At 29.8% G+C, this 15,607-nt stretch carries 13 protein-coding genes; all 13 read left to right on the top strand.

Translation table 11 applies throughout. From position 1 onward, the window contains the following. Nucleotides 1–83: 83 nt before the first annotated feature. The 13 genes from FVE74_RS08185 (at nt 84) to FVE74_RS08130 (ending at nt 15,547) form a co-directional block, all read left to right on the top strand. A complete protein-coding gene (locus FVE74_RS08185) occupies nt 84–3,485 on the top strand; it encodes a DUF4132 domain-containing protein (RefSeq protein WP_147004087.1) in 3,402 nt (1,133 codons plus the stop codon). A gap of 34 nt (nt 3,486–3,519) precedes the next feature. Further along, on the top strand, nt 3,520–4,050 hold the full coding sequence (locus FVE74_RS08180) for a hypothetical protein (RefSeq protein ID WP_147004086.1): 531 nt from the start codon (nt 3,520–3,522) through the stop codon (nt 4,048–4,050). Nucleotides 4,051–4,059: 9 nt separating this feature from the next. Beyond that, nucleotides 4,060–4,932: an FAD:protein FMN transferase gene (locus tag FVE74_RS08175; protein ID WP_147004085.1), complete on the top strand. Its 873-nt coding sequence runs from the start codon at nt 4,060–4,062 to the stop codon at nt 4,930–4,932. Between the two features lie 57 nt (nt 4,933–4,989). Continuing rightward, a complete protein-coding gene (locus FVE74_RS08170; RefSeq protein WP_147004084.1) occupies nt 4,990–6,663 on the top strand; it encodes a ClC family H(+)/Cl(-) exchange transporter in 1,674 nt (557 codons plus the stop codon). A gap of 130 nt (nt 6,664–6,793) precedes the next feature. Continuing rightward, nucleotides 6,794–9,442 carry a valine--tRNA ligase gene (locus FVE74_RS08165; RefSeq protein WP_147004083.1) on the top strand — a complete coding sequence of 883 codons (2,649 nt, stop codon included), beginning with the start codon at nt 6,794–6,796 and terminating at the stop codon, nt 9,440–9,442. A 178-nt stretch (nt 9,443–9,620) separates the two neighbouring features. Beyond that, nucleotides 9,621–9,803: a hypothetical protein gene (locus FVE74_RS08160; RefSeq protein ID WP_147004082.1), complete on the top strand. Its 183-nt coding sequence runs from the start codon at nt 9,621–9,623 to the stop codon at nt 9,801–9,803. Between the two features lie 45 nt (nt 9,804–9,848). Next, nucleotides 9,849–9,962 carry a lipoprotein gene (locus FVE74_RS11580; protein ID WP_172617466.1) on the top strand — a complete coding sequence of 38 codons (114 nt, stop codon included), beginning with the start codon at nt 9,849–9,851 and terminating at the stop codon, nt 9,960–9,962. 28 nt (nt 9,963–9,990) lie between these two features. Then, nucleotides 9,991–10,419 carry an NfeD family protein gene (locus tag FVE74_RS08155; RefSeq protein ID WP_147004081.1) on the top strand — a complete coding sequence of 143 codons (429 nt, stop codon included), beginning with the start codon at nt 9,991–9,993 and terminating at the stop codon, nt 10,417–10,419. 31 nt (nt 10,420–10,450) lie between these two features. Further along, the gene (locus FVE74_RS08150; RefSeq protein ID WP_010128574.1) at nt 10,451–11,359 is read left to right on the top strand and encodes an SPFH domain-containing protein; all 909 of its coding nucleotides are present in this window, start codon (nt 10,451–10,453) and stop codon (nt 11,357–11,359) included. Nucleotides 11,360–11,503: 144 nt separating this feature from the next. After that, complete coding sequence (locus FVE74_RS08145; RefSeq protein ID WP_147004588.1) at nt 11,504–12,355, top strand: patatin-like phospholipase family protein; 852 nt, start codon at nt 11,504–11,506, stop codon at nt 12,353–12,355. Nucleotides 12,356–12,537: 182 nt separating this feature from the next. Further along, nucleotides 12,538–13,986: an alcohol acetyltransferase gene (locus FVE74_RS08140; RefSeq protein ID WP_147004080.1), complete on the top strand. Its 1,449-nt coding sequence runs from the start codon at nt 12,538–12,540 to the stop codon at nt 13,984–13,986. A gap of 48 nt (nt 13,987–14,034) precedes the next feature. Beyond that, entirely contained in the window at nt 14,035–14,715 is a 681-nt protein-coding gene (locus tag FVE74_RS08135; RefSeq protein WP_147004079.1) for a DUF6320 domain-containing protein, read from the top strand. A 178-nt stretch (nt 14,716–14,893) separates the two neighbouring features. Continuing rightward, nucleotides 14,894–15,547 carry an MliC family protein gene (locus FVE74_RS08130; RefSeq protein WP_147004078.1) on the top strand — a complete coding sequence of 218 codons (654 nt, stop codon included), beginning with the start codon at nt 14,894–14,896 and terminating at the stop codon, nt 15,545–15,547. The last annotated feature ends 60 nt before the right edge of the window (nt 15,548–15,607 follow it).

Genomic DNA, 15,607 nt, shown 5'->3' with positions numbered 1-15,607 from the left:
AAAAACAATTAAATAAAATCTTGTTTATTTTTTAAACGGATTTGATATAAAATAGTTTTACTGTAAGATGGAGGCACATAAAAATGACTGAAGAAATGATAAAGAATCTTGTCGAATCTGCTAAAATGGAATATGTTCGCAATGAGATTCGATATCTTTTGAACGGATCGATAGAAAAAGTCGTAAATATTCACAAGAGAGATTTACACTATATTAATGATCTTGAGATGAAGGAATTTATGGAAAAGGATGAATTTTTGGAAAGTGAAGCAGGAAAAATAATTATTAGATATTTTAAATATATGTATGAACATTTTCCTGATGAATTAAGTTACCAGTTTACAAATTTTCCATTAAAATACAAAATTTATAAAATTTTAGGCTTTTCCTGTGAATTTGTAAAAAGAGATTTTGAAAATAATTCAGAAATTAAAAGCAAGGAAATTTTTTGGAATAACTGTAAATATTTTCTTGATTATTTTGGAGATTTGGCAGATGAATATATTCAAAATTATAAAATGTATTCAAATAACTTTTTGATGAAATTAGGAGTATTAATAATCGTTAAAAATGTTGAGGCTATAAATAAGGGTGAAGAAAAAAGCGAAGAGGAAATAGAAGCGCTGGATAATATTTTTACAGGCTATATTGCGAGTAAAATTAATAAAACTGGCATAAATGAAATTTTTGAGAAATATTTGGATAGCGGAAATTTCAGAAGACATTTTGAAAGTATGGAAATGCTTGAATTTGGAGAAGCGAGAAAATATCTTGAAAAAAGATTTTATGAGATTATAATAGAAAATAGCAAAATTTCAGATGTTATTACTGAAGGAATCAAATTATTTGTCATGTTTTCAGGGATAGAATTTTCGCCGACAAATAATAATTACAGCTATCGTAATAGAATGTTCAGAAAAATAACGGAAAATTTTGAGAAATATGATTTTTCTCAAGGACAGAAAATTTATCTTCTTGTAAATTATGGATCTAATACTGTTTTTGAAAATCTTAGAAATTCTGAGATAATGTATAAGTTGTTTCAAGATACAATTAAGGAGAATTTAGAGAATACAAAGGAAATTTTATATTATAATTTAAATGAAAACAGATTGGAATATTCGTTTTTATTACATTTTTTCATAAGAGAAAACTTGATTGGTGAAGATGAGAAAAATGAATTGCTAAGAAAATCTGAAAATATACTGGTTAACCGTCTGAAAAGACTGTTTGAAATGAAAGCATGGGAATGGAATCCGCCAAGTTTCAGAAACTTGGATTTTTTACAAAAAAATGATATTAATTGGGAGGACATTTCTGTAAGTTGCCAAGGAAACAAGGCGGCAATTATTTTAAATAAAAAGAGCAAAATAATATTTTCACTTTTAAAATATTCAAATATGTATCAAAAGATTTTTCAGCTTTTGACAAGATGTGTGAAAAGAGTAAATATATTTAAGGATATTTTTATTAAATATAGCATAGTTTATGGAATGAATGATCTAAAACAAGTAATGGATGAATTGTGGGCTTACAATTTGCCAATCAGCTTTATTAATGAAAAATATTTTGAATATATTGAGAAAACAGGGGATAATAATGAAAATAATAAAATTTGGATTGAATTTTTACATGAACATGAAAAAGAATTGTATGAAAGTTTTAAAAATGATGAGATACCAGGCAAGATTATTGAAAAGTATGTAAATATTCTATATTCAGAGAATAACGGGTTTGATTATGCGCAGCTGCCTGAGTTATTGATGAAGTCTGATAAAACTGTAAGAGATAAAATTAAAGAAATCTTGAAAAATCAAATGGATAATGAAGAAGTGAGACTTAAAATAGAAAAAATTTCTAAAAGTCAAATTGACTCTGTTGAGCATGTTGCCGGTAATCTTATTAAGCACTGGAAAAATATTAAGGCTCAGGAGGGAATAGAAGGTCTTGAAGATGCAAAGGACATTATTAAGTATGCAGATAGTCTGTGTCTTGAAAAACATGAGGAAAATGCAGTATTTAGTACAGAAGTTGACTATAACTCGATAAGAGTGAAGGATGAAGACAGGAGAATGCCATCTAGCTTGATGAAGTATTATATTTCAGAATACATATTGTCAAAGGATATAAAAAGCCTCGATATTTGCAACAAAATTGAGGAAGTGGCGCAAAAGGAAGATTTAAGAAAATTTATAGAAAAAATATTTGAAAGATGGAAGGTTCATAAATTTAATCCTAAGTATAAAAATCTTTTTGTACCGTTAATAAGAACTGCAAGCCTGGAACAGATATATGAGATGATAAATATAGTTGATATGCTTGTAAGCGAGTATAATAAAATTGCGCTTGCCGCTTATGGAATAAGAGTTTTGACCTTGCGAAAGGAAGTTAAGGAAATAGGGATACTTCTAAACGGGTTTAGTTTAAATTATAAGGACAAGAGAATTAGAATTGCCGCAGATGAGGCATTAGGCATGATTGCAGAAAGAGAAGGGATTTCCAGAGATGAACTAAATGATATTTTAGTTCCAGATTTTGGCTTTGGAATGGACAGGACAAAAATTTTTAATTATGGGGAAAAGAAAATAAAGGCAGTGCTTGAAATTGAAGAGGAGCCTCAAAAAATTCTTCTCTGTGATGAAGCCGGGAGAACTATGAGAAGTTTTCCAAGAACAAATAAAAAAAGAAACAGCAGCAATGGTGAACTTGAAAAATGTAAGAAAGAGTTAAAATATATAAAGAAACAATTAAGGGCAATATCATTAGTTCAAAATGACAGTTTACTAAAATCTTTTTTTACTCAAAGAAGATGGGAAACTGAAAAATGGCAGGAAGTCTTTGTAAAAAATCCTGTTATGCAGAAATATGCAATACTGCTTATCTGGAAGGAAATTGACAGCGAGAATAAAATAATAAATACATTTAGATATACGGAAAACGGAACTTTTGAGATAATTAACGGAAAAGAATATAAATTAAGCGAAGGCACTTATGTAAATCTTTTATATTTTCCTGAAATACCTGATGATGAACAGGAATACTGGAAAAAATATTTTAAGAAGAATAAATATTCTCAGCCAATAAAACAAGTAGACATGCCAGTTTGTAAATTGACGGAAAAAAATCAGGAAAATATAGAAATTATAGATTATAATGGAAAGGAATTCAGCATAAAAGAATTACGAAAACAAAATTTAAAACTGAACTTTGAAATGAGCTATGGAAATGATGGATTAATATATGGAACTCATTATTATGATAAAAATGCAAATATAAAAATTGTTATTATGACAGATTCATTTTCTCCAAAAGAATATGCAAAAATATCAAAGATAGACAAGATATTATTTTTTAAAGGTAATGTTTCAATTCAATATGAGAATATTTCAGAAGGTATTCAAAATCAGAGCATAGAACCTTTAAAATTAAAGGAAATTCCTGATCGTATATTAAGTTTAGCATGTTATATGGCTGAAATTCTATAATTCAGATTAAAAAAAAGTATTAAGGAGAAGAAAATTGACTAATAAAAAAAAGATAATATTATTTTTAGGAGCAGTTTCATTAGTTGCTTTTGGAAATTATAGACAATTTATAGATAATAATAAAGGTAAAACTACGGTAGAGGGAAAGGCTAGTGAAAAAGCCACTTCGTCAGCAGGCAGAAATTCAAAAGAAAGTAAGGTGAGTGAAAAGACGACATCATCTAAAGGAGGAAAAACTGTCGAAAAAACTGTTCCGCCAGCTAAAAATAATCAAAATAAGGCAAATCCTGAAGATAAGAAACCAGTGGCAGAAGCAAAATCTGTTCAGCAGACAAATAAGCCAGTAAATAATGCACCGCAAAAACTTTCAAATGAAACAGGAAATAAAAAGGCTGACAATAGTCAGAATAAAAAAAATAATCCTGAAAATACAAAAAAAATACAGCAAAATGAAGAAGGGCAACTGAAGATTGATAAAAATAAAGATGTTGAAAGTCAGTTTAAATTAAATACGCCAAATAAAGGTAAAGAAAGTGAAAATACTAGTTCATCAAGTGGAAAATAGGTAAAAAATATGATGTATAAGGTTCAAGTGCGTTTTTTATTTCATTCAGATATAAAAATAAAAATACCTGAAATTTATGATGATTCAGTTTTTGATGATTTGTTTGGAATTTTGGAAGAGGTGAATAAAAGCTATAATTCCTACTCAGAAAATTCATATATTGATAAAATTAATAAAAATAGCGGGTATTTTGTAAAAGTTGATATTGAAACTGTTGAGATTTTAAGAAAAGTTATTCATTTGTCAAAAATTATTGGTGGAGAATATGATATTACAATAATGCCTCTCATAAGACTTTGGGGATTTTATAAACAAAATCCCGTTTTGCCATATTTTGAAAAAATAAAAAAAGTAAAAAGACTTGTGGATTATAAGAAAATTATTATTGACAAAAAGAGAAATCGTGTAAAAATTGGGATAAAGGACGCAATTGTAAATGCTGGCGGGAGCAGTATTATTGCTATTGATGAATGGGGAATTATCGCTGAAAATCCTGAAGATGAAAAAGAGGTATTGAGAAATATAAATGGAATGCCTGTTAGAATAACGAAATATGAATATTCTGGAAATGGAGATAATGACTTGTTTGAAATAAAAATAAAAAATATGAGTTATTCGACTTCCAATCTTATGATAAATAATGAAAAATATAGGCATATAATAAGCCCCAAAACAGGTTTTCCATCTCAAAATAAGCAAGTTGGAGTAATTACAGAAAATGCCTTTTTTGGTGATATTATTTCAACGGGGCTTTATAATCAGACACCTGAAGGATTTTATGAAATTATGGAAAAGTTGTCTTGCGAAATGGAAATTTCAGGATTTTTGATTGATAAGTCTGGGAAAATACATTATTTTAATATGGAAAAGTATTTTTATTAAAATTTTTAGATTTTGGAAAAGTATTAAAAAAATTTTGTTGGAAAGGAGAAAAATAAATTGGCAAAGGATATTTTACATGAATTAAGGGATATAAATTCATTGAAATCACGAAGAAATAATGTAGTGCTGATATTCCTGTGCTTTGTTGTGGGGATTTTTTCTGGGATTATCGTTGGAAGTTATACGTTAATATTAAAAAAAATGACAATTTTTAGAGAATTTTTCACTACAAATTTGGGATTTTCTAAAATAATTATCGGAATAACAGTTTTTATATTATTGGGACTGGCTATACAGTTTATGCTTTCTAAATATCCGTTAATTAGTGGAAGTGGGATTCCGCAAGTTAGTGGGCTGCTTACGAAAAAAGTAAAGTTTAAATGGCTTGGAGAGTTAATTACAAAATTTGTGGGGGGAATATTGGCGATTGGGGCTGGAATGTCAATGGGACGTGAAGGGCCTTCGGTACATTTGGGCGCTTTAGTTGGATCTGGAATAAAGAAGCTTACAAGGCGTTCAGAAGTGGAGGAAAAATATCTTGTAACTTGTGGGGCAAGCGCTGGTATTTCTTCGACATTTAATGCTCCACTTGCGGGAGTTATATTTTCACTTGAGGAAATCCATAAATTCTTTTCTCCGCTGCTGCTAATTTGCGTTATGGTGGCAAGCGGTACCTCCAACTTTGTTTCTAGAATGATTTTAGGTTCACATACGTCTTTTCAATACAATTTCATATTGCCAAAAGATATTCCATATTACGTAATTGCACTTGTAACAGTTGTTTTTTGCATTGTAATTACAATTACTGGAAGAGCATTCAGCTATTTTTTACTGCTTATTCAAAAATATTATAGGAAAATAAATTTGAATAATTATGTGAAAATGTCAATATTTATGGTTATAGCGTATATTGTAGCTGTATTTTTCAGTGATATTACAGGCGGTGGACATGAGCTTATTGAGGAAATGTTTGGGAAAAATGTGATGTTAAAAACAATTATTGTAATTTTAATATTAAAATTCTTTTACACAATGCTTTGCTATGCAACGAGCGCTCCAGGAGGAATTTTTCTTCCAATGCTTGTAATAGGGGCTTTGACTGGAAAAGTCTATGGCGAAGTGTTAAATCATTATTTTTCAATTCCAAATGAAATAATTGTGCATTTTATGCTGCTTGGAATGGCGGCTTATTTTACGGCAGTTGTTAGAGCTCCAATTACTGGAATTACATTGATTTTGGAAATGACAGGCAACTTTTCATATTTGTATATGCTAATAGTTGTTTGTACAATAACTTACATTTTTACAGAACTATTAAAAATGGAGCCAATTTATGAAAGGCTTTATTTGAATATGTTTCAAAAGCAGATTTTGGAAGAAAACGAAGAAAATGAAAAAATCCAAAAACATGTCAAAAGATTGGAAATATTGGAAAAATGGTGGAAAAATAAAAAATTTGGAATTGGTGTAAGACCAGATGTAAAGGATAAGATTGTAACACTTTTAATTCCAGTAGGAGCAAATTCTGAATTTGACAATAAATCAGTAAAGGATCTTAAATTACCAGAAAATTTATTAATTGTAAGTGTGCGTAAGTCTGGAAAAGATACTATTGCACGTGGAGATACTCCAATTCAAAGTGGAAATCAGCTTGTAATTATAACGGATTATGAAACTGCCCGTAAATATGCTGGAGAATTGCGGGAAAGAGGAATGAAAATTATTGAATAGTTCACGAAATGTAATAGTAGAAAAAAAGTCAGGTTTGTGATAAAATATGTATATAATTTGTAAAAAAATATAAATAAAAATATCTAAAAATTTTAAAATTTAGAAATTTAAACAGGAGGATATAAATAAAATGTCAAATGAATTAAGTAAAACATATTCACCAACAGAAATAGAAGACAAATGGTACAAAATTTGGGAAGAAAAAGGATATTTTAACGCACAGCATAATAGCGAAAAACCAGGATATTCGATTGCTATTCCGCCACCAAATGTAACTGGGATTTTGCATATGGGACATATGTTGAATAATGCGATTCAAGATGCAATTATTAGATATAAAAGAATGAGTGGATTTGAAACACTTTGGATTCCTGGGATGGATCATGCTGGGATTGCGACTCAAAATAAAGTTGAGAGAATGTTAAAAGAAGAAGGAACTTCAAAAGAAGAAATTGGATACGATGAATTTTTGAGAAGAACTTGGGAATGGAAAGAAAAACATGGTGGATTAATCACTAAACAGTTGAGAAAATTGGGAGTTTCGCTTGACTGGGATAGAGAAAGATTTACGATGGATGAAGGTCTTTCAAGAGCTGTAAAAGAAGTTTTCATAAAATTGTATAATGATGGTTTAATTTATAGAGGAGAGTACATTGTAAACTGGTGTCCTCACGACAAAACAGCTTTGGCTGATGATGAAGTTAATCACATTGACAAAAAAGGGAAAATTTGGGAAATCAAATATAGAATAAAAGATACTAATGATTATGTTATTATTGCGACAACAAGACCTGAAACAATGTTAGGAGATACAGGGGTTGCAGTAAATCCAAATGATGACAGATACAAACATTTAATTGGTAAAAAAGTTATTTTACCGTTGATGAATAGAGAAATTCCTGTTGTTGCAGATGAATATGTAGATATGGAATTCGGTACAGGGGTAGTAAAAATGACACCTTCACACGATCCTAACGACTTTGAAGTAGCAAAAAGAACTGGACTTGAATTTATAAACATTTTTACTGAAGATGCGCACGTAAATTCAAATGGTGGAAAATACGAAGGATTAGAAAGATTTGCGGCTAGAAAAGCGATTTTGGCTGATTTAGAAGCAGAAGGATTGTTAGTTGGGACAAAAGAACACAATCATGCTGTGGGACATTGTTACAGATGTGATTCTATTATTGAGCCAAGAGTTTCAACTCAATGGTTTGTAAAAATGGAACCACTTGCAAAAAGAGCGTTGGAAGTTGTAAAAAATGGACAAATTCAAATTACTCCAAAAAGATGGGAAAAAGTTTATTACAACTGGCTTGAAAATATAAGAGACTGGACTATTTCTAGACAAATTTGGTGGGGACACAGAATTCCTGCATACTATGCTGAAGATGGAACAGTATTTGTCGCTAGAAATATGGAAGAGGCAAAAGCTCAAGCGAAAGAAAAATTTGGAAAAGAAGTTTCATTGAGAGAAGAAACAGATGTACTAGATACTTGGTTTTCATCAGCATTGTGGCCATTTTCAACATTAGGTTGGCCTGACAAAACTCCAGACTTGGAAAAATTCTTCCCAACAAATGCGTTAGTAACAGGAGCAGATATTCTATTCTTCTGGGTAGCGAGAATGGTTATGATGAGTTTGTACATTAATGATGAAATTCCATTTAGTTATGTATACTTGCACGGAATCATTAGAGATGAATTAGGTAGAAAAATGTCGAAATCATTAGGAAATTCACCTGATCCATTGGATTTAATTGCAAAATATGGAGCAGATGCGATAAGATTCAGTTTCTTGTATAATACTTCGCAAGGACAAGATATTCATTTTTCTGAAAAATTATTAGAAATGGGATCTACGTTTGCAAACAAAGTTTGGAATGCTTCAAGATTCGTTTTATCTAATTTGGAAGACTTTGATAAAAATGCAGTTATTGACGAGAAAGAATTTAAGCTAGAAGATAGATGGATTTTATCTAAATTGCAAACAGCTTCAAGACAAATTAACGAATATATGGATAAATATGAATTGGATTCAGCAGCAAAAGTTGCTTATGAATTTTTCAGAGGAAATTTCTGTGACTGGTATGTGGAAATCGCAAAAACTAGAGTTTATGGACAAGAAGGTTCAGATAAAACTGTGGCACAATATGTGTTGAAAACAGTTCTTGATAAAGGCTTGAGAATGCTTCATCCATTTATGCCGTTCATAACTGAAGAAATTTGGCAAAAATTAGGATTAGACGAAGAAACAATTATGTTATCAGAATTCCCAACAGAAAACAAAAAATATGTTGATTTGGCAGCTGAAAAAGAATTTGATTACTTGAAAGAAATCGTTAATGCAATTAGAAATATTAGAGGGGAAGCAAATGTTTCACCAGCGAAGAAAATTGAAGTAATCTTCAAAATCGTAAATGATGGAGAAAAAGAAATTTTAGAACATAATGCGAAAATATTAGATAAATTAGCAAATGTTGAAAAATATGAATTTAATACAGAAATTCCTGCGTTAGTTGGATTCAAATTAGTTGAAACAACAGAAATTTACGTTCCACTTGCTGATTTAATCGACAAAGAAAAAGAAATCGCAAAACTTGAAAAAGATATTCAAAAAACACAAAAAGAATTAGACAGAGTTTTAGGAAAATTATCAAATGAAAAATTCTTGTCTAAAGCACCAAAAGAAGTTATCGACAAAGAAAATGGCATAAAAGAAGAATTAGAAAACAAAATTGCTAAATTTAAAGAATCTATTAAATTGTATCAAGGATAATTGTAGATGTTCTAAGAGATAGCGATAAATATTAATTAGGAGGTCATCTTGTAAGTAAAAATAAATTTTTAAACTTGTGAGATGGCTTTTTTGAAAATAATACTTGCAAGAAAGTTAATAAAATTATAAAATAAGAAAGGTAGCAACAAAAAATAATAAATAAATTAAAGGAGTTGGTATGAAAAAGTTAATTTTGGTAATTTTGATGCTATTTTCATTGACTTCGTGCATAACTGGAGGAATTGGGGTTGGAAGCGATGGAAAAGTTAGAGGGAATATTGGAGTGTCTACAGGTGGATTGATTCGAGGTGGAATCGGAATTGATACAGATGGTAGACTTTCTGGAGGAATTGGATTTTAATTATTTAATTTAATTAAAAAATAAAAAATGAAAGGAAGATAGATTATGAAAAAAATTATTATTGCAATATTGATGTTATTGGCTTTGACATCATGTTTAAGTGCTGGAATTGGAGTAGGAACAGGAGGAATCCACGGAGGAATCGGAATCGGATTTTAATGAAAAATAAAATTGGGAGGAAGAAATTATGGGAGCATTGTTTTGGGCGATTTTGTCAGGAATAATGGCAATTCTGGAAATAATTATTCCAGGGCTTGTGACAATTTGGTTTGCACTTTCAGCTTTGATTGTAATGTTTCTTTCAAATTTTATTGGAGATTCGTTGACTCAGTTTTTAATATTTGCTGTGCTTTCAATAATTTTCTTGATTTTTACACGTCCAGTTTTGAGAAAATATATTGAATTACAGAGGAAAACGAATTTTGATTCAAGTATGAAGGGAATGGATGTAAAAGTTGAAAGAGTAGTTGACGCTAGAAAAGCTGAAAAGGAATATGAAGTGAAATTTAAAGGATCCATTTGGACTGGAGTAAGCGAGGAAATGCTGTCAAGTGGAGAAGTTGTAAAAATTAAAGGATTTAGAGGGAATAAAATTATTTTAGAAAAGAATAAGTAACTATAAAAATAAAAAAATAGGAGGTAGAATTATGTGGGCTTTGCCAATAGTAGTAATTCTTATTGTAATTGCATTAATTTATATTTTAAAATCAATAAAAATCGTGCCTGAATCACGTGTGCTTATTGTAGAAAAATTGGGAAAATACGATAGATCTTTAAGTTCAGGACTTAGTTTTCTGAATCCGTTTTTTGACAGAGTTGCAAGAAGCGTATCACTAAAGGAACAAGTTGTGGATTTTCCGCCTCAGCCAGTTATTACAAAAGACAATGCGACAATGCAAATTGATACAGTTGTTTATTTTCAAATAACTGATCCAAAATTGTATACTTATGGAGTGGAAAGACCGCTTTCTGCGATTGAAAATTTGACTGCTACAACTTTGAGAAATATTATCGGAGATATGACAGTTGATCAGACATTGACTTCAAGAGATATTATTAATACGAAAATGCGACAGGAATTAGATGATGCAACAGATCCTTGGGGAATAAAAGTAAATCGTGTGGAATTAAAGAGTATTTTGCCACCAGCCGATATTCGTGTTGCGATGGAAAAGGAAATGAAAGCCGAAAGAGAAAAGAGAGCTAATATTTTGGAAGCACAGGCTAAAAGAGAAGCAGCGATATTGGTTGCTGAAGGAGAAAAGCAGGCTGCAATTTTGAGAGCTGAAGCCAAGAAAGAGCAACAGATAAAAGAGGCTGAAGGGGAAGCAGAAGCTATTTTGTCAGTTCAAAGGGCAAAAGCGGAAGCATTGAGATTGTTAAATGAAGCATCACCAAATGAAAAAGTTTTATCTTTAAGAGGATTGGAAGCGTTTGAAAAAGTTGCCGATGGAAAAGCTACAAAGATTATTATACCAAGTAATATGCAAAATTTAGCAAGTATTGCGACAGCGTTTTCTGAATTGACTAAAAATGATAACGAGATTAAAAAATAGATTGAATGGGACTGAGTGAACTACTCAGTCTTTTTTTTTGTAAATATTTAAATACTGACTATAAAAAAGTTTATTAAAAAAAGTAGAAAAATACAATTAATAGGTGTATAATAATGTAAAATAAAATTGAAAGGGATGAAAATGATGGATAAAAAAATTGGGTTAGTTCTGGAAGGTGGAGGAATGAGAGGAATCTTTACAGCAGGAGTTTTAGATTTTTTTCTGGAAAAAAATATTGAAGTAGATAATCTAATTGGGGTGTCAGCTGGAGCGGCATTGGGTGCAAGCTATGTTTCAAAGCAGTATAAAAGAGGGTTTGATGCAATCGCTGATCATATAAATAAAAGAGAATATGCAAGTTTTTATAATTTACTAAAGACGGGAGATTTTTTTGAGGAGCAGTATGCCTATCACGATATTCCTGAAAAATATAATCCGTTTGATAATGAAACTTTTAAAAATAGTAAAACGAAATTTCAAGCAGTTATTACAAACTGCGAAACTGGAGAGGCAGAATATCCCGTGGTTAAAGATGCAATAAAAGAAATTGATACTTTAAGAGCATCGGCTTCACTTCCGTTTTTGTCAAGACTTGTTAAATTAAATGGAAAAAATTATTTGGATGGAGGAGTTTCTGATCCGATTCCTTTGGATTATTCAATAAAAAAGGGGAATGTGAAAAATATCGTTGTACTGACACGAGATAAGAATTATCGTAAAAAACAAAGTAGATTAGGAACAATTTCAGCAATTAGATATAAAAAATATCCTAGATTTGTAGAACTTATGAAAACTAGATATAGTCGATATAATGCAACTTTGGATCATATTTACGATTTAGAGAAAAAGGGAGAAATTTTTGTGATTCAGCCATCAGTTCCACTGACTTTGGGAAGAATTGAGAAAAATAGAGATAAGTTACAGAAAGTTTATAACATTGGGTATGAAGAAGCAAAGAAAAATTATGAAAAATTGAAAAAATATTTAGAAAAGTAATTTTTAAGAATATTTCTAATAAAAATAGACCTGTTCGATAATTATATAAATTTAATAAAATAAATGTCCTGAAGCAAGAGATTTTGACTTCTTTTACGAATAAAAAAACTTAGGCTGTTGAACAATCTAATATGAAACTGTAAATTTATAAATGATAATAAAAAACAAGAAGGGAGGGAAAAGTGAAAAATGAAAAAATCTGGTATGAGTTAGATGCCTTTGCAAAAACGTATTCTTCAATAATTAGCGAAGGGAGAACGACATGTTTCAGGCTTTCGGCATTGTTTTCTGAAAACATTGATTTGAAAGTATTGAGAAATGTGGCAGTTTTACTTGAAAGAAAGTATCCGTTTTATAATTCAGAATTGAAAAAGGGGATTTTTTGGAATTATTTACAGCAGAAAAAGACACATTTTATGATTGAGAAGGAAAAAACTTATCCTTGTACGGATATACAAAAGGATAATCCGTTGCGAATTATTTATTTTAATAATAAATTGTCAATAGAAATTGCACATTTTTTAACAGATGGAAAGGGTGCGATGCTATTTTTTCAAGATTTAATTGAAGAATATTTGGAAGAGAAGTATTTTTCTAAAAGAAGCAGGAACAGGAATTTTGAAAATGTAGATATTATTATTGAAAATAAGGGAAAAAATAAAGATGAAGACAAAATTGAAATAAAAGATAAAGATTTGATAAAAGATAAAAAAATAATTGATTTTCCGAAAATAAATGGTGAAATTAAAAATTTTGAGAATAAGAGTTTTTTAGAAAATAAAAAAAAGATTTTAGAAAAGAACGAAGAAATATTTGGAAACGATAATGAGGAAAATGGTGCAAAGGAAAGTAAATATATTGACCTTTATGAAAAATATATGCAGAAGGTAAGCAAGGAAACTACGATAAAGTCTGCATTTCATTTACCAATAAAAATATTGGAGAAGGGGCAGTATCATATTACAACTGGCGAGATTTCTACTGATGATTTGAAAATGGAAAGCAAAAAGCATAAAACTACAATTGGAAAATATCTGCTTGCAGTTTATTTTAAAGTTTTGCTGGATAGGTATTCAAGTGCAAAAAATCTGATTGTTATTGGAGTTCCTGTTGATTTGCGAAGAATTTTTGAGGAAAAGACGTATAGGAATTTTTTTATGAATATAACTCCAAGTGTGGATGCCAGTCTTGGGGCATATTCCCTCTCTGAAATTATCACTTATCTGGATAATTATTTTGCCTTGAAAATTACAAAAAAGGAATTTTACAAAAGTATTTATAAAGCAATGAATCCGATGAGAAATATAGTTATAAAGTCCGTTCCATATTTGGTAAAGCGGATATTTTTCCCATTTATATTTGATTATTATGGAGAACGTGGCTACACAACAGGATTTTCCAATTTGGGAGTTTTTAAAATTGAGAAAAAATACGAAAAATATTTAAAAGGATTCAGATTTTTGCCACCACCAAGCAAAAGGTGCAAAATTAAAATGGGAGTTATAAGCGATAGTAAAAAAGTTTATATAAATTTTGGAAATTTGACTGCAAATTATGATATTGAAAGAGATTTTTTTGTTTATTTACGAAAAAGAGGGATAAGATCTAAAATAATTACTAACTATTTTTAAAAATTAAGAAAATATTGTTAAAAAAAATGATAAAGAGGGAAATGAAAAATGTATTGCGTAAAATGTGGAGTAGAGTTGGAAGATGGAGTGAAAAGATGTCCGCTATGTGAAACAGCTGTTCCTGAAATAAAGGGAATGGAAGAGGAATTTGCAAAGGAATATCCGATTGTCAATATAAATTTGTATGAAATGAAGATGAAAAAAGTGAAAAAAGCTGTATTTATGTCATTTTTTACAATTTCAATTATTTCAATATTAGAAGTTTTTTTTCAAAATTTGATAATGTATGGGAAACTGGAATGGGGATATTATGCGATTCCATCTATTTTAATCTTTGATTTGGGATTATTCGTATTTTTAGATTCCTATAGAATGAGAACAAATTTATTTTTGATATTGACTGGTCTTACGGCTTTTTTCCTTTTGCTTGATTTTGGAGATAAAAAATTGACTTGGAGTATTGGACGTGGAATTCCTATTGTTGTTGCATTTTATCTCATTAGCCTTGTTTTTTCGTATGTCTGGGATAAGCATAAAAATGATCGGTTAAAAATATTGAATTTTTTTATTTTTTTTGTTGGAATATTTCTTCTAGTTTTAGAATTAATCATAAGCAAAAAGATGACATGGAGCATATTTTCTTCGATTCCGTTATTTATTTTAAGCATAATGTTACGATATGCCTATAAATCCTATAAAGAAGAGTTTAAGCGAAGGTTGCACAGATAACAAATATCGCTTATTTAGGCATATTTATATAAATTGTAAAACTATTAAAATTATAATTGATTTAATATTAAAAACAAAGTAATCTGTAGTATACTCATATTGAAATTTGAGAGATGAAAAAGATCAAAAATTTCAAAAAATAAATATAAAAGATTGAAGAAAAGAGAGAGTGATTATTATGAGATCTACAAAAAAAATGATTCTAGCAACTTTAATTGGAGTATTGGCTATCGGTTCTATTGGTTATTCAGCTGTATCAAAAACTTCTAGAAAAAAAGCTGTAAATAAAACAGCAGTAACTTCTAAAAATTTAACAAGAAAGTTTAGCTGCAGCAGCAGAAACGTAACAGTAGAAAATCTTTCAACAAATAAAGTTAGATTGACAGATGATAGCGGAAAAGTTTACAATTTAAAATTGACAAGATCTGCTAGCGGAGAGTTATATTCAGGTAACGGAGTTTCTATTCAAATAAAAGGAAATGATGCCGTATTTACAGCAAGCGGAAATGATGAAAGCTGTAATTTAACAAGCGATTCAAATTCAAATAGCGGAAACTCAAATAAAACTGCAAGTGGAAATTTATTAAGAAAATTTAGCTGTGACGGTTACCAAGATATAACAGTAGAAAATCTTTCAACAGATAAAGTAAAATTAGCTGATGGTTATGGAAGTATCTATAATTTAAATTCTACATCAGCTGCAAGTGGAGAAAAATATTCTGATGGAAATATTTCAATTCACATGAAAGGAAACGATGCTATTTACACAGAAAATGGAAAAGACAAAAGCTGTACTTTGAAAAGTACTGGTCACGGTTCTATTGAAGAATAATAGATTCGTTTAGAAAATTGTATTTAAAATTTGAAAAATAAAAATTTTAAAGCAAAGAGT

Source organism: Leptotrichia wadei, assembly GCF_007990445.1.
GTDB classification, from domain to species: domain Bacteria; phylum Fusobacteriota; class Fusobacteriia; order Fusobacteriales; family Leptotrichiaceae; genus Leptotrichia; species Leptotrichia wadei_A.
This window is presented reverse-complemented; position numbering and strand designations above follow the sequence as displayed.